24 protein-coding genes are annotated in these 21,767 nt (G+C 66.7%); 15 read left to right on the top strand and 9 right to left on the bottom strand.

Annotated elements, in window-relative coordinates; all coding sequences use genetic code 11:
- Nucleotides 1-33 precede the first annotated feature (33 nt).
- Complete coding sequence (locus AC5Y39_RS18660) at nt 34-1,197, top strand: steroid 3-ketoacyl-CoA thiolase (protein WP_500020704.1); 1,164 nt, start codon at nt 34-36, stop codon at nt 1,195-1,197.
- A 58-nt stretch (nt 1,198-1,255) separates the two neighbouring features.
- Here the strand turns inward: AC5Y39_RS18660 and AC5Y39_RS18655 are convergent, their stop codons facing one another.
- Nucleotides 1,256-1,636, bottom strand: a complete 381-nt coding sequence (locus AC5Y39_RS18655) for a DUF8021 domain-containing protein (RefSeq protein WP_500020706.1) — start codon at nt 1,634-1,636, stop codon at nt 1,256-1,258.
- Between the two features lie 23 nt (nt 1,637-1,659).
- Between AC5Y39_RS18655 and AC5Y39_RS18650 the strand changes: the two genes are divergently transcribed.
- A complete protein-coding gene (locus tag AC5Y39_RS18650) occupies nt 1,660-2,118 on the top strand; it encodes a nitroreductase family deazaflavin-dependent oxidoreductase (protein WP_500020709.1) in 459 nt (152 codons plus the stop codon).
- Nucleotides 2,119-2,125: 7 nt separating this feature from the next.
- Here the strand turns inward: AC5Y39_RS18650 and AC5Y39_RS18645 are convergent, their stop codons facing one another.
- Both AC5Y39_RS18645 and AC5Y39_RS18640 read right to left on the bottom strand, forming a co-directional pair.
- Nucleotides 2,126-3,025, bottom strand: coding sequence for an SDR family oxidoreductase (locus AC5Y39_RS18645; RefSeq protein ID WP_500020711.1), 900 nt, complete (start codon nt 3,023-3,025; stop codon nt 2,126-2,128).
- 12 nt (nt 3,026-3,037) lie between these two features.
- The gene (locus AC5Y39_RS18640) at nt 3,038-3,817 is read right to left on the bottom strand and encodes an SDR family oxidoreductase (RefSeq protein ID WP_500020713.1); all 780 of its coding nucleotides are present in this window, start codon (nt 3,815-3,817) and stop codon (nt 3,038-3,040) included.
- 56 nt (nt 3,818-3,873) lie between these two features.
- Here AC5Y39_RS18640 and echA20 point away from each other — a divergent pair, with 56 nt between their 5' ends.
- The 8 genes from echA20 (at nt 3,874) to AC5Y39_RS18600 (ending at nt 10,704) form a co-directional block, all read left to right on the top strand.
- A complete protein-coding gene (echA20, locus tag AC5Y39_RS18635; RefSeq protein ID WP_500020714.1) occupies nt 3,874-4,632 on the top strand; it encodes a (7aS)-7a-methyl-1,5-dioxo-2,3,5,6,7,7a-hexahydro-1H-indene-carboxyl-CoA hydrolase in 759 nt (252 codons plus the stop codon).
- Nucleotides 4,629-5,510, top strand: a complete 882-nt coding sequence (ipdA, locus tag AC5Y39_RS18630; protein ID WP_500020716.1) for a cholesterol ring-cleaving hydrolase subunit IpdA — start codon at nt 4,629-4,631, stop codon at nt 5,508-5,510. The genes echA20 and ipdA overlap by 4 nt, the downstream gene beginning before the upstream one ends.
- Nucleotides 5,510-6,256 carry a cholesterol ring-cleaving hydrolase subunit IpdB gene (ipdB, locus tag AC5Y39_RS18625; RefSeq protein WP_500020864.1) on the top strand — a complete coding sequence of 249 codons (747 nt, stop codon included), beginning with the start codon at nt 5,510-5,512 and terminating at the stop codon, nt 6,254-6,256. Before ipdA ends, ipdB begins: the two co-directional genes overlap by 1 nt.
- On the top strand, nt 6,253-7,314 hold the full coding sequence (gene ipdC / locus AC5Y39_RS18620; RefSeq protein WP_500020718.1) for a (3aS,4S,5R,7aS)-5-hydroxy-7a-methyl-1-oxo-octahydro-1H-indene-4-carboxyl-CoA dehydrogenase: 1,062 nt from the start codon (nt 6,253-6,255) through the stop codon (nt 7,312-7,314). The genes ipdB and ipdC overlap by 4 nt, the downstream gene beginning before the upstream one ends.
- Before the next feature lie 10 nt (nt 7,315-7,324).
- Nucleotides 7,325-8,338, top strand: coding sequence for an alcohol dehydrogenase catalytic domain-containing protein (locus AC5Y39_RS18615; protein WP_500020720.1), 1,014 nt, complete (start codon nt 7,325-7,327; stop codon nt 8,336-8,338).
- Between the two features lie 68 nt (nt 8,339-8,406).
- Nucleotides 8,407-9,054, top strand: a complete 648-nt coding sequence (locus AC5Y39_RS18610; protein ID WP_500020722.1) for a SatD family protein — start codon at nt 8,407-8,409, stop codon at nt 9,052-9,054.
- A complete protein-coding gene (locus AC5Y39_RS18605) occupies nt 9,051-9,782 on the top strand; it encodes a hypothetical protein (RefSeq protein WP_500020724.1) in 732 nt (243 codons plus the stop codon). Before AC5Y39_RS18610 ends, AC5Y39_RS18605 begins: the two co-directional genes overlap by 4 nt.
- A gap of 115 nt (nt 9,783-9,897) precedes the next feature.
- Nucleotides 9,898-10,704 carry a cutinase family protein gene (locus tag AC5Y39_RS18600; protein WP_500020726.1) on the top strand — a complete coding sequence of 269 codons (807 nt, stop codon included), beginning with the start codon at nt 9,898-9,900 and terminating at the stop codon, nt 10,702-10,704.
- 96 nt (nt 10,705-10,800) lie between these two features.
- Here the strand turns inward: AC5Y39_RS18600 and fadA6 are convergent, their stop codons facing one another.
- Genes fadA6 through ipdE1 form a run of 4 tightly spaced genes read right to left on the bottom strand, consistent with a single transcriptional unit; the run spans nt 10,801 to nt 14,521 of the window.
- Nucleotides 10,801-11,949: a steroid 3-ketoacyl-CoA thiolase FadA6 gene (fadA6, locus tag AC5Y39_RS18595; protein WP_500020728.1), complete on the bottom strand. Its 1,149-nt coding sequence runs from the start codon at nt 11,947-11,949 to the stop codon at nt 10,801-10,803.
- A 17-nt stretch (nt 11,950-11,966) separates the two neighbouring features.
- The gene (kstR2, locus tag AC5Y39_RS18590; RefSeq protein ID WP_500020730.1) at nt 11,967-12,557 is read right to left on the bottom strand and encodes a TetR family transcriptional regulator KstR2; all 591 of its coding nucleotides are present in this window, start codon (nt 12,555-12,557) and stop codon (nt 11,967-11,969) included.
- Complete coding sequence (gene ipdF, locus AC5Y39_RS18585; RefSeq protein WP_500020732.1) at nt 12,554-13,342, bottom strand: (5R,7aS)-5-hydroxy-7a-methyl-1-oxo-2,3,5,6,7,7a-hexahydro-1H-indene-carboxyl-CoA reductase; 789 nt, start codon at nt 13,340-13,342, stop codon at nt 12,554-12,556. The genes kstR2 and ipdF overlap by 4 nt, the downstream gene beginning before the upstream one ends.
- The gene (ipdE1, locus tag AC5Y39_RS18580; protein WP_500020734.1) at nt 13,343-14,521 is read right to left on the bottom strand and encodes an acyl-CoA dehydrogenase IpdE1; all 1,179 of its coding nucleotides are present in this window, start codon (nt 14,519-14,521) and stop codon (nt 13,343-13,345) included.
- Nucleotides 14,522-14,568: 47 nt separating this feature from the next.
- Between ipdE1 and fadD3 the strand changes: the two genes are divergently transcribed.
- From fadD3 to AC5Y39_RS18555, 5 genes are read left to right on the top strand one after another with little or no spacing between them, the layout of a single operon-like run.
- Nucleotides 14,569-16,137, top strand: coding sequence for a 3-((3aS,4S,7aS)-7a-methyl-1,5-dioxo-octahydro-1H-inden-4-yl)propanoate--CoA ligase FadD3 (fadD3, locus tag AC5Y39_RS18575; protein ID WP_500020736.1), 1,569 nt, complete (start codon nt 14,569-14,571; stop codon nt 16,135-16,137).
- A complete protein-coding gene (locus tag AC5Y39_RS18570; RefSeq protein ID WP_500020738.1) occupies nt 16,137-17,270 on the top strand; it encodes an acyl-CoA dehydrogenase family protein in 1,134 nt (377 codons plus the stop codon). Before fadD3 ends, AC5Y39_RS18570 begins: the two co-directional genes overlap by 1 nt.
- Nucleotides 17,267-18,220 carry an acyl-CoA dehydrogenase family protein gene (locus tag AC5Y39_RS18565; protein WP_500020740.1) on the top strand — a complete coding sequence of 318 codons (954 nt, stop codon included), beginning with the start codon at nt 17,267-17,269 and terminating at the stop codon, nt 18,218-18,220. The genes AC5Y39_RS18570 and AC5Y39_RS18565 overlap by 4 nt, the downstream gene beginning before the upstream one ends.
- 31 nt (nt 18,221-18,251) lie before the next feature.
- Nucleotides 18,252-19,205: an acyl-CoA dehydrogenase IpdE2 gene (ipdE2, locus tag AC5Y39_RS18560; protein WP_500020742.1), complete on the top strand. Its 954-nt coding sequence runs from the start codon at nt 18,252-18,254 to the stop codon at nt 19,203-19,205.
- Entirely contained in the window at nt 19,202-20,371 is a 1,170-nt protein-coding gene (locus tag AC5Y39_RS18555; RefSeq protein ID WP_500020744.1) for a pyridoxal phosphate-dependent aminotransferase, read from the top strand. Before ipdE2 ends, AC5Y39_RS18555 begins: the two co-directional genes overlap by 4 nt.
- A 21-nt stretch (nt 20,372-20,392) precedes the next feature.
- On the opposite strand, the gene AC5Y39_RS18550 is transcribed toward AC5Y39_RS18555, so the two are convergent.
- The gene (locus AC5Y39_RS18550) at nt 20,393-21,250 is read right to left on the bottom strand and encodes a DUF4344 domain-containing metallopeptidase (RefSeq protein WP_500020746.1); all 858 of its coding nucleotides are present in this window, start codon (nt 21,248-21,250) and stop codon (nt 20,393-20,395) included.
- Between the two features lie 68 nt (nt 21,251-21,318).
- Nucleotides 21,319-21,747, bottom strand: coding sequence for a hypothetical protein (locus AC5Y39_RS18545; protein ID WP_500020748.1), 429 nt, complete (start codon nt 21,745-21,747; stop codon nt 21,319-21,321).
- Nucleotides 21,748-21,767 lie beyond the last annotated feature (20 nt).

The following is a 21,767-nucleotide window of genomic DNA, read 5'->3' as shown; positions in this document are numbered from 1 at the left end:
GCATTCTAATGAAACGTGTTCTAGCCTGGCGGAATGGGTAACCCTGTCATCGTCGAAGCCACCCGCAGCCCGATTGGAAAGCGCAATGGGTGGCTGTCTGGACTCCATGCCACCGAGTTGCTGGGCGCTGTGCAAAAGGCGCTCGTCGAAAAGGCCGGCATCGACGCGGGCGAGGTGGAGCAGGTCATCGGCGGCTGCGTCACGCAGTTCGCCGAGCAGTCGAACAACATCACCCGCGTGGGCTGGCTGACCGCCGGCCTGCCCGAGGAGGTGGGCGCCACCACCGTCGACTGTCAGTGCGGCAGCGGCCAGCAGGCCAACCACCTGATTGCCGGGCTGATCGCGGCCGGCGCCATCGACGTCGGCATCGCGTGCGGCATCGAGGCGATGAGCCGCGTCGGGCTTGGCGCCAATGCCGGCCCCGACCGATCGCTGATCCGTGCGGCGTCATGGGACATCGACATGCCCAACCAGTTCGAGGCGGCGGAGCGGATTGCCAAGCGGCGCGGCATCACTCGCGAAGACGTCGACGAGTTCGGATTCGAGTCGCAGCGCAAAGCCAAGCAGGCGTGGGCCGAGGGCCGGTTCGACCGGGAGATCAGCCCGATCGAGGCGCCGGTGCTCGACGAGAACAAACAGCCGACAACGGAGCGGCACCTGGTGAGCCGTGACCAGGGTCTGCGCGACACCACGCTGGAGGGGCTGGCGTCATTGAATCCCGTGCTGGACGGCGGTATTCACACGGCGGGCACGTCGTCGCAGATCTCCGACGGCGCGGCCGCGGTGCTGTGGATGGACGAGGACAAGGCCCGCGCGCTCGGCTTCACGCCGCGTGCACGCATCGTTTCGCAGGCTTTGGTCGGCGCGGAGCCCTACTACCACCTCGACGGCCCGGTGCAGTCGACGGCCAAGGTGCTGGAGAAGGCCGGCATGAAGATCGGCGACATCGACATCGTCGAAATCAACGAGGCGTTCGCGTCGGTGGTGCTGTCGTGGGCGCGCGTGCACAACCCGGACATGACCCGGGTGAACGTCAACGGCGGCGCAATCGCGTTGGGCCATCCGGTGGGATCGACGGGCAGCCGCTTGATCACCACCGCGCTGCACGAGCTCGAGCGCTCGGACAAGTCGACCGCGCTGATCACGATGTGCGCCGGTGGTGCGCTGTCCACCGGCACGATCATCGAGCGGATCTAACGCCGGGCTTCGAGAGCGACGTTTTGCAGACAAAGTACGAGTGGAGGCCTGCAAAACGTCACTCTCGACGAAGGGCCGGCGTCACTCTCGCGCGGATGTGGTGGATCTTGCCGTCGGCAGACGGGATCAGAAACGTCTCGTCGACGTGGGCGACTACCCGGCGGCCGGCGACAGCGGCTTTGGTGACGATCGTGAACGTCGCGTGCACCTCGTCGCCGCGCACGGTGAAGTTCCGATCGGTGGCGGCTGCGATGACGCGGTACTGCAGTCCGCGAGTCAGGCTGCGGCGCAGGTGTTTTCCCGAGAACCCCGTCTTCATCCCGTTCTCGATACGGGTGCAGTCGTCGGCGAACGGGACGGCCGTGGCGTCGTGACTCACCAGCGCGTCGAGGTACTCTTGCGCGGCGGCGATGCGATCGGTGTCGGAAACGGCGACCATCGCATCAGCATAAGATGACGCCTATGCCGAAATCAGCGCCGCGCAACCTGAACCACCCGGTCACCGACTTCATCATCAAGTGGATGTCGCGTGGAAACGCGGCCGTCTACAAGCTCAGCGGAGGCAAGCTCGGCGGCACGTTCAAGAAGGCCCCGGTCGCGCTGCTCACCACCACCGGCCGCAAGTCCGGACAACCGCGAGTCAGCCCGCTGCTGTATCTGCGCGACGGTGACCGCGTCATCGTGGTCGCTTCGCGCGGCGGCTCCGACCGCCATCCGCTCTGGTATCTGAACCTCAAGGCGGATCCGAAGGTCACGGTCCAGATCAAAGACGAGGTGCTGCACATGACGGCCCGCGACGCCACCGACGAAGAGCGGGAAACGTTGTGGCCCAAGCTCGTCGAAATGTATCCGGACTTCGAGGATTACCAATCCTGGACCGATCGGCGCATTCCGATCGTCGTGTGTGAACCCGCGCGCTGACGCGGTGTCAGGCCCCGTACACCGGCACGGGTGGCCTGGCCTTGGCTAGCAGGTCGGCGACGACGGGTCCGAGTTCGGACGGTTCCCAACGCGCGCCCTTGTCCACCTGCGGCCCGTGTGCCCAGCCTTCGGCAACCCGGATCAATCCGCCCTCGACCTCGAAGACTTTGCCCGTCACGTCGCGTGATTCGGCACTGCCGAGCCAAACCACAAGCGGCGAAACGTTTTCCGGTGCCATCGCGTCGAAGCCGTCGTCGGGCCTGGCCATTGTTTCGGCGAACACCTTCTCGGTCATGCGCGTGCGCGCGGCGGGTGCGATCGCGTTGACCGTGACGCCGTAGCGGCCCATCTCGGCGGCGGCGACCAGCGTGAGTGCGGCGATGCCGGCCTTGGCGGCCGAGTAGTTGCCTTGCCCGACGCTGCCCTGAAGCCCAGCACCGGAACTGGTGTTGATCACCCTGGCGTCCACGGTCTCTCCGGCTTTCGACTTCGCGCGCCAGTACTCGGCGGCGTGGCGAAGCGGCGCGAAGTGGCCCTTGAGGTGCACGCGGATCACCGCGTCCCACTCTTCTTCACTGGTATTGGCCAGCATGCGGTCGCGAATGAATCCCGCGTTGTTCACCAGCACGTCGAGGCCGCCGAACTCCTCGATCGCGGTACGGATCAGATTCTGAGCGCCGGACCAGTCGGCGACGTCGTCACTGTTCGCAATGGCTTCTCCGCCCGCCGCGGTGATCTCGTCGACCACTTCCTGGGCGGGACTGGTTCCCGCAGAGCCGTCGAGCGCTACGCCTATGTCGTTGACGACCACCCGGGCGCCCTCCGCGGCGAACGCCAGCACATGGGCCCGCCCGATTCCTCGTCCGGCGCCCGTCACCACGACTACGCGCCCGTCGACCAATCCCATTGACTCACTCCCTTACTTGATCGCACTGGTGGCGGCCAGATACGGCGGTGGTTCGCCACCGCCGTGCACGGCCATCGTCGTACCACTGATGTAAGACGCCGCATCCGACGCTAAAAATGCTGCTGCCCAACCGATCTCAGTGGGCTTGGCCAGCCGGCCGAGCGGCACCGTCGCCGACACCGCGGCCTGCGATTGCGCGTCTCCGTAGAAGAGCTCGACCTGCTCGGTTTCCACCATGCCCACCGCAAGCGCGTTGACGCGCACCTTCGGTGCCCACTCAACGGCCAAAGTGGCGGTCAGGCTTTCCACGCCCGCCTTGGCCGCGCCGTAGGCGGCAGTGCCCGGCGATGGCCGACGCCCGCTCACGCTCGACACGGACACGATTGCGCCGCCAGTCTCCTGGTCCTGCATCACGGCGTTGGCACGTTGCGAAACATGCAGCATGCCAAGCAGATTGAGCGCAATGATCTTCTCGTGGAACTTCGGTGACGCGTCGGCGGCCAGGGCGTACGGCGATCCGCCGGCGTTGTTCACGACGACGTCGAGGCGTCCATGACGGTCGACGATCGCTTCGACGAGCCGGCCGACAGAATCGGGGTCACGCACGTCGCACTCGAGGAATTCATACGGCGATCCCTCGACGGGGCGGCGCGCACAGGTCACCACAGTTGCGCCCTGATCGGCGAAGACGGCACTGATGCCGGCGCCCACGCCGCGGACACCACCTGTCACGAGGACGATCCGGCCGGCGAGCCCGAAATCGAGGGGAACCGCTGGGCCGGGATGAGTCACTGTGCTAGCTTACCAAGCAAGTGCTTGCTTAGGTAGCGACCCCAGGAAGAGTCCCCATGACCATCACGTCTGCCACGGTCGAGCCGGACATCGTCGCCGTCACCGTCGACTACCCACCGGTCAACGCGATTCCCTCCCGCGGCTGGTTCGAACTGGCCGATGCGCTGACTGCCGCCGGCAACGATCTCGACACCCACGTGGTGATCCTGCGCGCCGAAGGCCGTGGCTTCAACGCCGGTGTCGACATCAAAGAGATGCAGAACACCGAGGGGTTCACGGCATTGATCGACGCCAATCGCGGCTGCTTTGCGGCGTTCCGGGCGGTGTACGAGTGCGCGGTGCCGGTGATCGCGGCGGTCAACGGGTTCTGCGTCGGCGGCGGAATCGGCCTCGTCGGCAACGCCGACGTGATCATCGCCTCCGAGGACGCGACGTTCGGGCTGCCTGAGGTGGAACGTGGCGCGCTCGGCGCAGCGACACACCTGTCGCGGCTTGTGCCGCAGCACATGATGCGCCGGTTGTTCTACACCGCCGCCACGGTCGACGCCGCGACCCTGCACCACTTCGGATCCGTGCACGAGGTAGTGCCCCGCGAGCAGCTCGACGAGGCAGCGCTGAAGGTGGCCCGCGACATCGCCGCCAAGGACACCCGCGTGATCCGGGCCGCCAAGGAAGCGCTGAATTTCATTGACGTGCAACGGGTCAACTCGAGCTACCGGATGGAGCAGGGGTTCACGTTCGAGCTCAACCTCGCCGGCGTCTCCGACGAGCACCGCGACGCGTTCGCGGGGACGGCGAAGGGCAAGAAGGCGTGACGGATAAGCTCACCACCCTCGACGACGCGGTTGCGCAGGTGCGCAGCGGCATGACGATCGGGATCGGCGGCTGGGGCTCGCGACGCAAGCCAATGGCCTTCGTTCGCGCTCTGTTGCGCACGGACGTCAAGGATTTGACCGTCGTCACCTACGGCGGGCCGGACATCGGACTGCTGTGCTCGGCCGGCAAGGTCCGGCAGGTGTACTACGGCTTCGTGTCGCTGGATTCGCCGCCGTTCTACGACCCGTGGTTCGCCGCGGCGCGCACCAGCGGAGCGATCCAAGCGCGGGAAATGGACGAAGGCATGCTGCGCTGCGGGTTACAGGCGGCCGCACAGCGGTTGCCGTTCCTGCCGATTCGCGCGGGCCTGGGCAGTTCGGTGCCCGACTTCTGGGAAGGCGAGCTCAAGACCGTAACGTCCCCGTACCCGTTGGCAGACGGGTCGTTCGAGACGTTGATCGCGATGCCGGCCTTGCGGTTGGATGCGGCGTTCGTCCACCTGAACCTCGGCGACGCCCGCGGCAACGCGGCATACACCGGCGTCGACCCATACTTCGATGACCTGTTCCTGATGGCCGCCGATCGGCGCTACCTGTCAGTGGAGAAGGTGGTGTCCACCGAGGAACTGGTGAAGGCCGTTCCGCGGCAGGCGCTGATCGTCAACCGGATGATGGTCGACGCGGTGGTGGAGGCACCAGGCGGCGCTCACTTCACCACTGGCGCAGCTGATTACAGTCGCGACGAGAAATTTCAGCGGCACTACGCCGAAGCTGCGAAGTCGCCCGAATCGTGGGACGCCTTCGTGCGGACCTATCTGTCGGGCAGCGAGGACGACTACCAGGCCGCAGTGCGGCGATTCGCAACGGAGGCATCGTGATTCACGTCAGCCGCGCCGAAGTGTGCGTGACGGCCTGCGCGGACTTGTTCCGCGGCGTCGGCGAGATCATGGTGAGCCCGATGACCACCGTGGTTTCCGTCGGGGCTCGTCTGGCTCGCCTGACGTTCGCCCCCGACATCCTGCTGACCGACGGCGAGGCGCTGCTGTTGGAGGACACCCCCGCATTGGGTGCCTCCGGCGCGGTCGAGGGCTGGATGCCGTTCGGCCGGGTCTTCGAGACGCTGGCGTGGGGCCGACGCTATGTGGTGATGGGCGCCAACCAGATTGACCGGTATGGAAACCAGAACCTGTCGGCGTTCGGGCCACTACAGCATCCGACGCGGCAGATGTTCGGCGTGCGGGGCGCTCCCGGCAACACGATCAACCACGCCACCAGCTATTGGGTGGGCAACCACTCACCACGCGTGTTCTGCGACGCGGTGGACGTGGTCTGCGGAATCGGCTACGACAAACTGGATCGGGGCAATCCGGCGTTCCGGTTCATGGATGTGCGCCGCGTGGTGACGAATCTCGGCGTGTTCGACTTCGGCGGTCCCGATCACACGATGCGCGCGGTGTCGCTGCACCCGGGCGTCGAACCGGACGACGTCCGGCAGGCGACCTCGTTCGAGGTGCACGGCTTGGACTCGGCTGACGTGACGCGGCTTCCCACAGCTGAAGAGCTGGATTTGATCCAGAACGTCATCGATCCTAAGTCGTTGCGGGACAAGGAAGTACGAGTATGAGAATCCGCACCCCGCTCACTGAGCTGGTCGGCATCGCGCATCCCGTGGTGCAGACCGGCATGGGATGGGTGGCGGGCGCACGGCTGGTCTCTGCGACCGCGAACGCCGGCGGCCTGGGCATTCTGGCCTCGGCAACGATGACGCTGGACGAATTGGCCTCGGCGATCAGAAAAGTGAAGTCGGCGACAGACCGCCCGTTCGGTGTCAATATCCGGGCCGATGCGTCAGACGCCGATGACCGCGTGGAGTTGATGATCCGCGAAGGCGTGAAGGTGGCCTCCTTCGCGCTGGCGCCCCGCCAGGAGCTCATTGCGCGGCTCAAAGATGCCGGCGCCGTGGTGATCCCGTCGGTCGGGGCGGCCAAGCATGCCCGCAAGGTGGCCTCCTGGGGTGCTGACGCGGTGATCGTGCAAGGCGGCGAGGGCGGCGGGCACACCGGGCCGGTGGCCACCACGCTTCTGTTGCCGTCGGTGCTTGACGCTGTCGACATCCCGGTGGTCGCGGCGGGCGGATTCTTCGACGGACGCGGACTGGCCGCCGCGTTGTCCTACGGCGCCGCAGGAGTGGCGATGGGCACCCGATTCCTGCTGACGTCGGACTCGACCGTGCCCGATGCCGTCAAGCAGCGCTACCTGCAGGCCGGCTTGGACGGCACGGTGGTGTCCACTCGCGTCGACGGCATGCCGCACCGAGTGCTGCGCACACCGTTGGTGGATCGGCTCGAAAGCGGTTCGCGCGTCAGGGGTTTCGCCGCGGCAGTGCGTAATGCCGCCAAGTTCAAGAAGATGTCGGGCATGACGTGGCGCACGATGGTGCGTGACGGGCTGGCGATGCGGCACGGCAAGGACCTGACGTGGTCTCAGGTGTTGATGGCCGCGAACACGCCGATGTTGTTGCGGGCGGGGCTGGTCGAGGGCAATACCGAGGCCGGGGTACTGGCGTCGGGCCAGGTGGCCGGGATTCTCGACGACCTGCCGTCATGTGCCCAGCTGATCGAGTCGATCGTCGCGGATGCGGTCAAGCATCTGCAAGCCGCTGCCGCGCTGATCGAGGAGTAGCTTGGGCTGAGTGGCCACACACCACGCGGTTCTCGTCAAGTCCACTGGGGGCCAGCTGCAGGTTGGTGATGTCCAGACACGATCTCCGGGCCGCGGTCACGTCCGCATCGACGTCGCGGCGTGCGGTGTCTGCGGCACCGACCGCGCAATCGTCAACGGCGCGTTTCCGGGCGTCACCTTCCCGCTGACACCCGGGCATGAGATCGCCGGTACCGTCGCCGAAATCGGCGAGGACGTCGAGACTTTCTCGGTCGGTGACCGCGTGGGCGTCGGCTGGTTCGGAGGTCACTGCGGTCACTGCATTCCGTGCCGCAAGGGGCTTTTCATTCATTGCCAGTACGGCCAGATTCCCAGCGTGGACTATCCCGGCGGGTACGCCCAGTCGGTGATCGTGCCGGCCAACGCGGCGGCGCGCATCCCCGACGAGCTCTCGTTCGCCGAGGCGGCGCCGATGGGATGCGCAGGCGTCACCACTTACAACGCGCTTCGGCACACCAGCGCGGTGCCCGGTGAACGGGTAGCCGTTCTGGGCGTCGGTGGTCTGGGCCACCTCGGGGTGCAGTTCGCGCGGGCGATGGGCTTCGAAACGGTCGCGATCGCACGAGGCCCGGACAAAGCCGAGGATGCCCGCGCGCTGGGCGCGCACCACTATGTCGACTCCACCGTCGGCGACGTCAGCGAAGCGCTCCAGGCGCTCGGCGGTGTGGCGGCCGTGCTGGCGACGGCGGGAAAAGCTGCGGCGATCGGACAGACGGTCGGGGGCTTGCAGCCGCGCGGGCAGCTCGTGGTCGTCGGTGTCACGGCTGAGCCGTTGCCGATCAGCTCTGCGCAGTTGATCCAGCCGGCGCTCTCCGTCAGCGGCCACCCGTCCGGTACCGCACGCGACGTCGAAGAAACCATGCATTTCGCTGTCCTCTCTGGCGTTCGCGCCCGCATCGAGGAACGACCGCTTGCCCAGGCCGCCGATGCGTACGCGGCGATGGAGCAAGGCCGGGCACGCTACCGCATGGTGCTGACGATGTGACCTGGCTTCTCGACCAGCAAGGTTAAGAGAATAGCTGAAGTCACGCTGAATTAAGGTATAGTCTTCATATGTCGCGGATGAAGACTACAGCTTCAGCGCAGCGGTGCGCTGCCCTGATCGGCGACGTGGTTGGATCGCGACAAGCTACGGACCGCGCCGAGTTGCACCGCCGGGTGGCCGCCGCGCTGCGCTCCGTTGCCGCGGCGGCGATCGATGCGCCGGCCTTCACGGTCGGCGACGAATTCCAGGGAAGCTACCCATCCGTCGGCGCCGCGATCGACGCCGCACTGCGCGTGCGGCTGGCCGTCGCACCTTCGATCGACGTGCGGTTCGGAATCGGGTGGGGCGAGGTGCGGGTGCTCGACGAGCGGGCGCGGATCCAGGACGGACCGGGCTGGTGGGCGGCGCGCGACGCGATCGAGCAGACGGCCGCAGCCCAGCGGCAACCGGGCCTCGCGATGGTGCGCACGACGTTTCGCGCCGCTGACCGCGATGACGTGGATGCGGTCAACGCGGCGCTGATGTGTCGGGACCATCTGCTTGGATCACTCGACGACCGATCGCTGCGAATTCTCAGGGCGCTGATGGACAACCAAGCGAAGAAGGACATCGCCGCCGCGGAGGGCATCAGCCCGTCCGCGGTGTCACAGCGCGCCGGCCGCGACGGGCTCGATCTGATCGTCGCGGCGTCACAGCATTTGCGGGGCATCTCGTGAGCGTGTTGGCGGTCATGCTCATCGCGATCGGCCTCGCCGATGCGCTGCGGGGTTTTCAGCGGGTGGCGATTGTGGTCGGCCCGCTGGTGGTGGCCGCGGTCGCGGCGCTGTCGGCGCTGTGGCACGCCGGCGATGTCGTGCTGCTGCTCGTCGCCGCGGTGGCGACCGTGGTGTGGCAGGTGCTGTGTCGACGGGCCGAGCGCAGCGGCACGCACGTGCTCGCGCCGCTGCTGACATTCTTCGGGTCAGGCTTGCTGTTGATCGTGTTGTCCGGCTGGGCATCTCCGGTGCGCGGCGTGGTGGCGCGCTGGGCTCACTGGACTGATCTGCCCCTCGGTGGCATTTCGCCGACCCAGCTGCTGATGACCGTTGGTGTGGTCCTGTTGCAGCTGGTCACCGGCAACCAATTGGTGCGGCTGGTCCTGGGTTCCGTTGGCGCAGTGCGGCCGGCCGGTGTGCCGCAGCCGTCAGATCGACTCAAAGGTGGGCGGCTCCTCGGGCCGATGGAGCGGCTGCTGATCCTGGGGCTGGGCGTGAGCGGTCAGCTGGCGGCCGCCTCGGCGGTGGTGGCCGCCAAGAGCATCATCCGGTTCCCGGAGATCAATGCGCAGAAAGCCCGCGAGAACGGCACCATTGGCATCGACGACGTCACCGAGTACTTTCTGGTCGGCAGCTTCGCCAGCTGGATCGTTGCACTGGGCGGCGTGTGTCTCGTTCTGGCGCAATGAGTTTCGTCACTTCTCGTGCTCCCGCCGCCGAGCGGCGACCGCAGTTCACCCAGCGTTTATATACCGTTGACCTTTAGGGTCGCGGCCGTCAACACCGTGTGCCAGCATGTCCGCCGTGGGCAGAGGCCATTTCATCTTCATCGGGGGTGCCACCGCGATCGCAGCGGCACTGAGCCCGATCGGACCGGCGGCGTCCGCTCAACCGTGCCCGGACGTCGAGGTCGTATTCGCGCGAGGCACCACCGAGCAACCTGGTGTCGGCTACACCGGTCAGGCCTTCGTCGACGCACTGCAAGCCCGCGTCGGCCCGAAATCGATCCGGGTGTATCCCGTCGACTACCCGGCCACCACCGACTTTCCCACCGCGGTGGACGGAATCACCGACGCACGAACCCATATCACGTCGATGGCGGCGAACTGCCCCGCGACGAAACTGGTGCTGGGCGGATTCTCCCAAGGAGCGGCAGTGATGGGTTTCGTCACCGCCGCGGTCGTCCCGGACGGAGCGCCCGAGGGAGTGCCCAACCCTATGCCGGCCGACGTCGCCGACCACGTCGCCGCAGTCGCCTTGTTCGGCAAGCCCAACAGCCGGTTCATGCGGGCGATCAACCAGCCGCCGATCACAATCGGGCCGCTGTATGCGGACAAGACCATTGATCTGTGCGTCGACGACGACCCAATCTGCTCTGCTGGCAGCAACTTCAACGCGCACATGCACTACGAGGAAGCCGGGATGGTCGACCAAGCAGCGACTTTCGCGGCTGGCCACCTCACCACCTCGACGCCGGCGCCCAGCGCACCACCACCGCACGGGCCCGCAACATCGCCGGCTCCCGCTGCGCCGCCGCCGCCGCATTCGCCGCCGCCGTCCGGGACGTTGTTGTTGTGCTCGACGACGTGCCGTGTCATCGGACCGGAATAGCATCAGCGTGCGTAACCTTCGCCGCGACCGTGCGCCGATGTACGGAATTCCTCGGCGTGTTGCGTACCGACACGCACGCTCGCGGTACTGCGGGGATTACAGCCGCTCGATGATCGTGACGTTGGCGGTGCCGCCACCCTCGCACATGGTCTGCAAACCGTAGCGGCCGCCGACGCGCTCGAGCTCGTTGAGCATGGTCGCGAAAAGCTTTGCGCCCGTTGCGCCCAGCGGATGGCCCAATGCGATCGCGCCGCCGTTCGGGTTGACCTTCGCCGGGTCTGCCTTGGTCTCCTTCATCCAGGCCATCACCACCGGCGCGAACGCCTCGTTGATCTCGACGACGTCGATATCGTCGATCGACAGCCCCGTCTTCTCCAGCGCGTACCGGGTGGCCGGGATGGGGCCGGTGAGCATGAACACCGGATCGGCGCCGCGCGCGCTGATGTGGTGAATACGGGCGCGGGGCTTGAGCTTGTGGTCGGCGACAGCCTGCTCGGATGCCAGCAGCACCGCACTGGCCCCGTCGGATATCTGGCTGGCCACTGCTGCGGTCAACCGGCCGCCCTCGGAAAGCGTTGGCAGCGCGGCCATTTTCTCCAGCGACGTCTCGCGCGGCCCCTCGTCGACGCTGAACCCGTTGACCGGGATGATCTCGTTGTCGAAATGCCCCGCACGGATCGCGGCCAGCGCACGCTGGTGGCTGGTCAGCGCATACTGCTCCATTTCCTCGCGCGACAGGTTCCACTTCTCGGCGATCAGCTCTGCACCGCGGAACTGCGAGATCTCCTCGTCGCCGTAGCGATGCCGCCAATTCTCCGACTCCCCCGTCGGCGACGTGAACCCGAACTCTTTACCGACCACCATCGCCGAGGCGATCGGGATCTGGCTCATGTTCTGCATGCCGCCGGCAAGGATGACGTCTGCTGTGCCGGACATGATCGCTTGCGCGCCGAACGAAATCGCCTGCTGGCTGGAACCGCACTGCCGGTCGACGGTGACACCGGGCACCTCTTCGGGGTACCCGGCGGCCAGCCACGCGTTGCGGCCGATGTTGCCGGCCTGTCCGCCGATCGCGTCGACGCATCCGACGATCACGTCGTCCACAGCCGCCGGGTCGATGTCGACCCGATCGAAGATTCCGCGAAATGCGTGCACGCCCAAGTCAATTGGATGCACTTTGGCCAGTGCGCCGTTGCGCTTGCCGACGGCGGTGCGCACAGCATCGACGATGTATGCCTCGGGCATGTTGAGACTCCTCACCCTTACTGCTCGGCTTCGATTCCGCCGAGGACGATCGAAAGATACTGGCGGCCAACCTGTTCGGCCGTCAGAGGTCCGCCGGGCTGATACCAGCGCACCGAGACCCACGTGGTGTCACGGATGAACCGGTACACCAAATCGACATCGAGGTCGGGCCGGAAGTAGCCCTCCTTGATGCCCTGCTGCAGCACGTCGACCCACATCTGCCGCTGCTGTCGGTTCAACTCCTCCAGGTAGGAAAACCGTGGCTGCCCCAGCAGGCGCTTGGCCTCGTCCTGGTAGATCACCACCTGGGCGTGGCGATTCTCGATCGCGTCGAACGACGCCATGAACAGGCCCTTGAGCCGTTCCAACGGATTCGGCTCGGTGTCGATGATGTGCTTATAACGCGCGAACAGCCAATCGAGGAAGTCGCGCAGCACCTCGTCGACCATTTCTTCTTTCGACGCGAAGTGGTGGTACAGGCTGCCCGAGAGGATGCCGGCACGGTCCGCGATGTCGCGAACCGTGGTCGCGCGCAACCCCCGCTCGGCGAACATGCTCGCCGCGAGCTCCAGGAGCTCGTCGCGTCTGCTGACCTGCTGCTCACTCATGGATGCTGGCTCGACACCGAAATCACTTCGCCGGTAAGGTAATTCGAGTAATCGCTGGCCAGGAAAGCGATCGTCGCCGCCACCTCCCACGGCTCTGCTGCGCGACCGTACGCCTCACCGGCGGAGAGCCTGTCCAGCAACTCGGGCGAGGTGACCTTGTCCAAGAACTTGTGCCGCGCGATGCTGGGCGCCACCGCGTTGATCCGCACCCCGAACTCCACCGCCTCGATCGCCGAACAGCGGGTCAGCGCCATCACCCCGGCCTTCGCGGCCGCGTAGTGCGCCTGGCCGTACTGTGCCCGCCAGCCCAGCACGCTGGCGTTGTTGACGATCACACCGCCGTGCTTGGCCTCGCGGAAGTAGGCCAGCGCCGCACGGGTGGCACGGAACACCGAGTTCAGCGTCACGTCGAGCACGCGGTCCCATTGCTCGTCGGTCATGTCGACCACGGGTGTCTCACCGCCCAGGCCGGCGTTGTTCACCAGCACGTCGAGCCGGCCCATCCGCGCCGTCGTCGACGCGATCAGCGCGTCGACCTGAACGCTGGACGTCACATCGCACAACACGCTTTCCACTCGCCCCAGGCCCAGCGCGGTCAACTCGTCACGGGTCTCCTCGAGCCGGCGCTCGTGGTAGTCCGACACCACCACGTCGGCGCCTTCCAGCAGGGCTCGACGGGCGGTAGCCGATCCGATGCCAGTGCCCGCGGCAGCCGTCACGACGACGACCTTGCCGGTCAGAAGCCCGTGTCCCTCAATCTCTTTCGGGGCATGCGTCAACGTCATTCAGCCCTTCACCTCCCGGGGCAGCCCGAGCACCCGCTCGGCGATGATGTTGCGCTGGATCTCGTTGGACCCGCCGTAGATGGTGTCTGCGCGCGAGAACAGGAACAGCCGCTGCCATTCGTCGAAGTCGCCGTCCCGCTTGACCATGCCCGCCTTGCCGGCGATGTCCATGGCGAGCTCGCCGAGATCGCGATGCCAGTTGGCCCACAACAACTTCGACACATTGTCTTGGCCCTTGTAGATGTCGCCGGCCATCCGGCTCCCCGGACGCTCCACGTCCATCGTCGCCAACGCGTAGGACCGCATCGCGCGCAACCCGGCCCACGCGCGGGCCAGCCGCTCGCGGATCAGCGGGTCGTCGGCAGCGCCGTTGCACTGCGCCAGCTCGGCGATCCCGGACAGCTCGCGGGCGTAGACGATCTGCTGGCCCAATGTCGAGACGCCGCGCTCGAACGTCAGCGTGCCCATCGCGATGCGCCAGCCGTCGCCAGGTTCGCCGACCACCAGATTCGCGTCGGTGCGCGCGTCGTCGAAGAAGACCTCGTTGAACTCTGAGTCGCCGGTGAGCTGGTTGATCGGCCGGATGTCGACGCCGGGCTGGTCCAGCGGCACCAGCAGATAGGACAGGCCGGCGTGACGCTTGGAGCCCTTCTCGGTACGCGCGACCACGAAGCACCATTGCGCCCACTGCGCCAGCGATGTCCAGATCTTCTGGCCGTTGATCACCCACTGGTCGCCGTCGAGCACCGCGGTGGTCGACACATTGGCCAGGTCGCTGCCGGCGCCGGGCTCGGAGTAACCCTGACACCACAGCTCGGTGACATCGAGGATTCTGGGCAGGAACCGCTTCTGCTGTTCAGGCGTTCCGAACTCGATCAGCGTCGGCCCCAGCAGTTCTTCGCCGAAGTGGTTGACCTTGGCGGGCGCGTTGGCCAGCGCGTACTCCTCGTAGAACGCCACCCGATGCGCCACCGACAGGCCGCGGCCACCGTGCTCCTTCGGCCACCCCAGGCAGGTGAGCCCGGCGGCGGCCAGTCGCCGGTTCCACTCGAGTCGTTCCTCGAACGCCTCGTGCTCTCGGCCTGGACCGCCGAGCCCTTTGAGCTGGGCGAAGTCGCCGACGAGGTTGTCGGCCAGCCAGGCGCGCACCTCGGCCCTGAACTCCTGGACCTCGTTCACCCCTGTAGGCTAACCTACCAAGCACTTGCTTTGTTAGAGGAGCGTCCATGACGTGGGCCCACGCCCGGAAGGCAGGGGACGATCCGCTCACCGTTCCGGCGGTGCTGGAGCGGATGGCACGACAGTTGCCCGATCACGAGGCGCTGGCCTCACAGGATCGCCGCTTCACGTTTCGACAGTTGCGCGCCGAGGTGCGACGCGCCGCGGCGGCAATGATCGCGCTCGGCGTGCAGCCGGGTGACCGGGTCGCCATCTGGTCGCCAAACACCTGGCATTGGGTGGTCGCGTGCCTGGCCGTCCACCACGCCGGTGCGGTGATGGTGCCGCTCAACACCCGCTACACCGCGAACGAGGCGGCCGACATACTGGCCCGCACCGGCGCGCCGCTGCTCGTCGCAATGGGCCCGTTTCTGGGCGCCGACCGGGTCGCCGGATTGCCGACGGACGCACTGCCGTCGCTGCGGCACATCGTGCGAGTTCCGGTCGAAGGCCCCGTCGCAGATCACCTTCCGTGGGACGAGTTCGTCGCGCTCGGCACCGACCTCGACGCCGTCGACGCCCGGGCGGCGAACGTGCGCGGCGACGACGTCAGCGACATCTTGTTCACGTCCGGCACCACCGGGCGCAGCAAAGGAGTGCTGTGCGCGCACCGGCAGTCGCTGTCGGCGTCGGCTGCGTGGGCGGCGTGCGGCAAGGTCACCAGCGACGACCGCTATCTGTGCATCAACCCGTTCTTCCACAACTTCGGTTACAAGGCCGGCATTTTGGCGTGTCTGCAGACAGGGGCCACCCTGATTCCGCAGCTGACGTTCGATCCGGTGCAGGCGATGCGGGCGGTGCAGGACCAGCGGATCACGGTGCTGCCCGGGCCGCCGACGATCTATCAGACACTGCTGGACCATCCGGGCCGCGCGGACTTCGACCTGAGCTCGCTGAGGTTCGCGGTGACGGGCGCGGCCACGGTGCCGGTGGTCTTGATCGAGCGCATGCAGTCCGAACTCGACATCGACATCGTGCTGACGGCGTACGGGCTCACGGAGGCAAGCGGATTCGGCACCATGTGCCGTCCAGAGGACGACGCCGTGACGGTCGCGACGACGTGCGGTCGCCCGATCGCCGACTTCGAGCTGCGCATCGACGCGCCCGACGAGACGACACCGGGTGAGGTGCTGCTGCGCGGGCCGAATGTGATGCTCGGCTATCTCGACGACCCCGAGGCCACTGCGGCGGCGATCGACGCCGAGGGCTGGCTGCATACCGGGGATGTCGGAACCCTGGATGCGGCGGGGAATCTGCGGATCACCGACCGGCTCAAGGACATGTACATCTGCGGCGGGTTCAATGTGTACCCGGCTGAAGTCGAGCAGACGTTGATGCGCCTGGACGGGGTCGCCGACGTGGCGGTGATCGGCGTGCCCGACGAACGCCTCGGCGAGGTGGGCAAAGCGTTCGTGGTGCGCCGGCCAGGTGCCGACCTTGTCGAGCAAGACGTGATCGCTTTCAGCCGAGAGCATTTGGCGAACTTCAAGACTCCGCGGTCGGTGGTGTTCTGTGACTCACTGCCGCGCAACCTGGGCGGCAAAGTGCTCAAGACACAACTGCGAGAGATGGCGTGATGGATCTGGATTTCGACGAAGCCACCGAAGACTTCCGCGCTGAAGTCCGCGACTTCCTGGCGGCCAACAAGGCGTCGTTTCCGACGAAGTCGTACGACACAGCCGAAGGGTTCGAGCAGCACCGGCATTGGGACAAGGTGTTGTTCGACGCCGGGCTGTCGGTGGTCACATGGCCCCGAAAGTATGGCGGCCGCGACGCCAGCCTGCTGCAGTGGCTGGTGTTCGAGGAGGAGTACTTCCGCGCGGGTGCGCCGGGACGCGCCAGCGCGAACGGCACGTCCATGCTGGCGCCCACGCTGTTCGCGCATGGCACCGAGGACCAACTCGACCGTGTGCTGCCGAAGATGGCCAGCGGCGAGGAGATCTGGGCTCAAGCATGGTCCGAACCGGAGTCGGGCAGCGACCTCGCGTCGCTGCGGTCGACGGCCACCAAGACCGACGGCGGCTGGCTGTTGAACGGCCAGAAGATCTGGAGCTCACGAGCGGTGTTCGGCGACAAGGCCTTCGGGCTGTTTCGCTCCGACCCACAGGCCGAACGGCATCGAGGATTGACCTATTTCATGTTCTCGCTGCGCACCGAAGGTGTGACAGTGCGGCCGATCGCACAACTCAACGGCGACACCGGGTTCGGCGAGATTTTCCTCGACGACGTGTTTGTGCCAGACGAGGATGTGATCGGCACACCGCATGACGGCTGGCGCGCGGCGATGAGCACGTCGAGCAACGAGCGCGGCATGTCACTGCGCAGCCCGGCCCGCTTCGTCGCCGCCGCCGAACGGGTGGCTCAGCTGTGGAAAGCTAAGGGCGGCAACGAGTTCGGTGCGCGTGTTGCCGACGCGTGGATCAAGGCGCAGGCCTACCGACTGCACACGTTCGGCACCGTGACGCGGCTGGCCGACGGCGGCGAGCTAGGTGCCGAATCGTCGGTGACCAAGGTGTTCTGGAGCGATCTCGACGTCGCAATACACCAGACCGCGCTCGACATTCAAGGCGCCGATGGCGAGCTTGCCGATCCGTGGAACGAAGGTCTGCTGTTTGCGCTGGGCGGCCCGATCTATGCGGGCACCAACGAGATTCAGCGCAACATCATCGCCGAGCGGTTGCTCGGTCTGCCGCGGGAGAAGGCCAAGTGAGATTCGCTCTCGACGAACAACAGCGGGACTTCGCCGCAAGCATCGACGCTGCCTTGGGCAGCGCGGACATGCCGTCGGCGGTGCGGGCGTGGGCGGCCGGCGACACCGCGCCCGGCCGTAAGGTGTGGGTCCGGCTCGCCGATCTCGGGGTCACCGCGCTCGCCGTGCCGGAGCGGTTCGGCGGTATCGAGGCACATCCGGTAGACCTCGTCGTCGCGCTCGAAAGGCTGGGCCGTTGGTGCGTACCAGGGCCGGTTGCGGAATCCGTTGCGGTGGCGCCGGTTCTGATGGCCGACGATGACCGCGCCGAACAGCTGGCGGCCGGTGAGCTGATCGCGACGGTCGCCTTGCCGCCGCTGGTACCGCGTGCCGTCGACGCCGGGGCGGCGGGTCTGACATTGCTGGCTGCGGACCGCGAGGTCAGCGATGCGTCACCGCAGCAAGCGCACGATTCCGTCGACCCGAGCCGCCGGCTCTACGACGTGACGGCGACCGGTGAGCGCCGGCCGGCCGACGTCACCCGGGGGTTCGAATTCGGGGCGCTGGCCACCGCCGCTCAGCTGGTGGGCGCCGGGCAGGCCATGCTGTCGATGGCGGTGGACTACGCCAAGCAGCGCAGCCAGTTCGGCCGGGTGATCGGCTCGTATCAGGCGATCAAGCACAAGCTCGCCGACGTGCACATCGCGCTCGAGATGGCTCGGCCGCTGGTGTACGGCGCCGCGTTGTCGGTGGCCGACGGCTCAGCCGAGGCCGCCCGGGACGTCAGCGCCGCAAAGGTTGCGGCGACAGATGCGGCGACGCTGGCGGCGCGCCACGCGCTGCAGACCCACGGGGCGATCGGTTTCACAGCGGAGCACGATCTGTCGCTGTGGTTGTTGAGGGTGCAGGCGCTGCGGTCGGCGTGGGGCGACTCGGCATTCCATCGGCGGCGCGTCCTGGAGGCATTGTGATGAACCGCTTGCGCACAGAACGGATAGAACTGTGAGCGACGAACGGGACCTGTTGCGCGAAACGGTGCGCGGGCTCGTCAGCAAGCACGCCGGTCCCGAAGCGGTGCGTGAGGCGATGGCGTCCGAGCGCGGATACGACGAGTCGCTGTGGAAGCTGTTATGCGAGCAAGTGGGTGCCGCGGCTCTGGTGATTCCCGACGAGCTCGGCGGCGCCGGTGGTGAACTCGCCGATGCCGCAACGGTGTTGTCCGAGCTGGCCCGCGGACTGGTGCCCACACCGCTGCTCGGTACCACCCTGGCCGAACTCGCATTGCTGGCCGCCGACGAGGTGGACGCCGACACCTTGGGCCGGCTTGCTGAGGGCGCTGCGATCGGTGCGGTGGTGTTCGACGCGGACTACGTGATCAACGGCGACATCGCCGACGTTGTGGTGGCCGCGGACGGTGAGCGGCTGGTGCGGTGGACGACGTTCAGCGCCAACCCGCTCGACACGATGGATCCCACGCGGCGGTTGGCGCGGCTGATCGCTCAGGACACCGCAGTGTTGGGCACCGATCCGGGGCTCGCGGATACCGCAGCGGTCCTGGTGGCGGCCGAGCAGATCGGCGCCGCCGAGCGGTGCCTGGAATTGACGGTCGACTACACCAAGCAGCGGGTCCAGTTCGGCCGGCCGATCGGCAGTTTTCAGGCTCTCAAGCACCGGATGGCCGACCTGTACGTCGCCGTATCGGCCGCGCGAGCCGTCGTGGACGACGCGGTCGCCGACCCGACGCCGACCACCGCCGCACTGGCCCGTGTGGCCGCTACCGAGGCGTTCGATGCTGTTGCCGCAGAAGCCATTCAGATGCACGGCGGTATCGCGATCACCTGGGAGCATGACATCCAGCTGTACTTCAAACGGGCACATGGCAGCAGGCAGTTGCTCGGGCAGCCGCGAGATCACCTACGGCGGCTGGAGTCCGAGGTGTTGAATAGCCAAGCGTGAGTACTCAGGTCGCGCTGCGCGCTGGTGTGCCGCCGTTCTACGTGATGGACGTCTGGCTGGCCGCCGACGAGCGCCAGCGCACCCACGGCGACCTGGTGAACCTGGCCGCCGGTCAGCCAAGCGCCGGTGCACCCGGCCCAGTGCGTGCGGCCGCCGCGCAAGCGCTGGAACGCAATCAACTCGGCTATTCCGTCGCATTGGGTATCCCCGAGCTGCGCAGCGCGATTGCCGGCGCGTACCAGACCCGGCACGGCATCTCCGTCGACACCGACGACGTCGTGGTGACCACTGGGTCGTCGGGAGGCTTTCTGCTGGCGTTCCTGGCTTGCTTCGACGTGGGCGACCGCGTCGTGGTCACCAGTCCAGGCTATCCGTGTTACCGAAATATCTTGTCCGCGTTGGGCTGTGAGGTCGTCGACCTGCCATGTGGCCCGGAGACCCGGTTCCAGCCCACCGCGCAGATGCTCGCCGAGCTGGCGCCGCCGGTGCGCGGAGTGGTGGTCGCCAGCCCCGCCAATCCGACCGGCACGGTGATTCCGCCCGACGAGCTCGCCGCGATCGCAACGTGGTGCGACGAGACCGGGGTGCAGTTGATCAGCGACGAGGTGTACCACGGCTTGGTCTATCCGGGCGCGCCCGAAACCAGCTGCGCATGGCAGACGTCGCGTAACGCCGTTGTGGTGAACAGCTTTTCGAAGTACTTCGCGATGACGGGCTGGCGGATCGGCTGGCTGCTGGTGCCTGCGGCGCTGCGGCGGGCGGTGGACTGCCTGACCGGCAACTTCACGATCTGCCCGCCGGGGCTGTCACAGTTCGGCGCGGTGGCTGCGTTCACGCCGGAGTCGGTGGCTGAGGCCGACGCCCGCGTGGACCACTATGCCGTGAACCGGGATCGGCTGCTGAACGGATTGCGGGCGATCGGCCTGGACAGACTGGCGCCCACGGACGGCGCGTTCTACGTGTATGCCGACGTCTCGGACGTGACGACGGACTCGTTGTCGTTCTGCTCGAAGCTATTGGCCGACACGGGTGTGGCGATCGCACCGGGCATCGACTTCGATACCGTGCGCGGAAACTCGTTCGTGCGCTTGTCCTTCGCCGGTCCGACCGAAGACATCGACGAAGCGCTGCGAAGGATTGCGCCGTGGCTCGCGGCGCAGCGCTGAGACCGAGCGAACATAGTTGCGCTACTTCATATGTGGGCCGAGCATCTGGTCCCAGGCTGCCGACATCTTGTCGAACTCGTCTTCACAGCCGTCGGCCCGGTCCTGCGGGAGCAGACCGTCGGTAACGATGTTCTTGTTGTCCGCCGGATCGGATCCGTAGATCCAGCACTCGAAGTTGTACATGCGCGTCATGTCGAACGAATGGGTGTCGTAGAACGGGAAGTCGTTGGCGTCACCGCCGGATTCGTCGTTGTAGCCCTTGAACATTCGCGCGAAATCGGTGGCGATGCGAACCCCGTTGGGATCAGGCTTTCCGTCACTTCCAGGCGCCAGCAGCATGAACGCCGAGAGCTGGTCGGCCACATCCTCTTCCCGTCCGGTGAAGGGCAGGTCGTATATGTCGAGGACGGCATGTCCGAGCTCGTGGTAGTAGGTGGCCACTTCGGAGTTGACCGCCGATGTCACCGGGTCTTGGTCGCCGTCGCCGACGAAGATCCGGTAGCTGTGTTCCAGATCCTCGTAGCACAGGGTGATCGTCTTGTCGTCGGAGCTCCAGAACGCGTTCTCGTCGTCGCACTGCTTGCCTACCACCGGCACGTCGAAAGGCAGCTTCAGAATGTCGTTGGTGTTCTGGGTGACGTCCTCGAGAAGCTTCGCATCCGTCATGAGCTGTCGGCCGTGGACCGCCTCGGGCGACGACGCATCCTCATACCTGAACGTCATCGCCCCGGGGCTCGGTGAATCGGTGCTGCTCGCCGACGCCGCGCTGGGCGTCGATCGCGTCGGCGCAGCATGCGGTGCGCCGTCGTCGGATCCTGCGCAGCCGGCCGCAAACAGCGCCACGCAAACAGCTGCCGCGCCCCTGATCCCTCGACCCACGCGTGGGCTCCCTCCGCCATGCCGTGCATTGCTAACTCATTCGGTTACATACCATTTCGGCGGACTGACTAGGTGTGCTTTCGCGGCGCGATCCAACCCACGTATGTCAGATACAGCCCGGCAAGCGCCAGGCAGCTGAAGAACACCCGCACCAGTGCATAAGCTGTCGGGCTGGTGAGGGCGTCAGCCGCTTGGTTGACCGGTTCGGGAACCGCCAGCAGGAGCACACCGCGGATCGCGAGGAACCAGCCCAGTGCGGAGACCACGATGGCTGCGGCGCCGCGCCAGTATTGATGAAGGGCGATGATCACCAGGCCGCCCATGAGAAGGAACGCGCCGAGGACCCACGGCCACATCGGGTTTGCCTCGTAGGCAGCCAGGAGTGTCCGCATGTGGGCCGCGCGTGCCGCGACGATCGCGGGCACGATCGTGAAGAACGGCCCGAGCACTCGGGCGAACTCGCGTGTTCGGGCTTGGGTGTCCAGCGTGTGATTCATTGCGTCTCCGTCCACGGGCC

The organism is Mycobacterium sp. NGS39 (assembly GCF_059812765.1).
Note: the sequence above shows the minus strand (reverse complement) of the source record. Positions and strands in the feature narration are given on the sequence as shown.

Coding starts and splice junctions, on each gene's coding strand:
- AC5Y39_RS18660 (WP_500020704.1), top strand. CDS start 34: ATGGGTAACCCTGTCATCGTCGAAGCCACCCGCAGCCCGATTGGAAAG.
- AC5Y39_RS18655 (WP_500020706.1), bottom strand. CDS start 1,636: ATGGTCGCCGTTTCCGACACCGATCGCATCGCCGCCGCGCAAGAGTAC.
- AC5Y39_RS18650 (WP_500020709.1), top strand. CDS start 1,660: ATGCCGAAATCAGCGCCGCGCAACCTGAACCACCCGGTCACCGACTTC.
- AC5Y39_RS18645 (WP_500020711.1), bottom strand. CDS start 3,025: ATGGGATTGGTCGACGGGCGCGTAGTCGTGGTGACGGGCGCCGGACGA.
- echA20 (WP_500020714.1), top strand. CDS start 3,874: ATGACCATCACGTCTGCCACGGTCGAGCCGGACATCGTCGCCGTCACC.
- ipdC (WP_500020718.1), top strand. CDS start 6,253: ATGAGAATCCGCACCCCGCTCACTGAGCTGGTCGGCATCGCGCATCCC.
- AC5Y39_RS18610 (WP_500020722.1), top strand. CDS start 8,407: ATGTCGCGGATGAAGACTACAGCTTCAGCGCAGCGGTGCGCTGCCCTG.
- fadA6 (WP_500020728.1), bottom strand. CDS start 11,949: ATGCCCGAGGCATACATCGTCGATGCTGTGCGCACCGCCGTCGGCAAG.
- kstR2 (WP_500020730.1), bottom strand. CDS start 12,557: ATGAGTGAGCAGCAGGTCAGCAGACGCGACGAGCTCCTGGAGCTCGCG.
- ipdF (WP_500020732.1), bottom strand. CDS start 13,342: ATGACGTTGACGCATGCCCCGAAAGAGATTGAGGGACACGGGCTTCTG.
- fadD3 (WP_500020736.1), top strand. CDS start 14,569: ATGACGTGGGCCCACGCCCGGAAGGCAGGGGACGATCCGCTCACCGTT.
- AC5Y39_RS18570 (WP_500020738.1), top strand. CDS start 16,137: ATGGATCTGGATTTCGACGAAGCCACCGAAGACTTCCGCGCTGAAGTC.
- AC5Y39_RS18545 (WP_500020748.1), bottom strand. CDS start 21,747: ATGAATCACACGCTGGACACCCAAGCCCGAACACGCGAGTTCGCCCGA.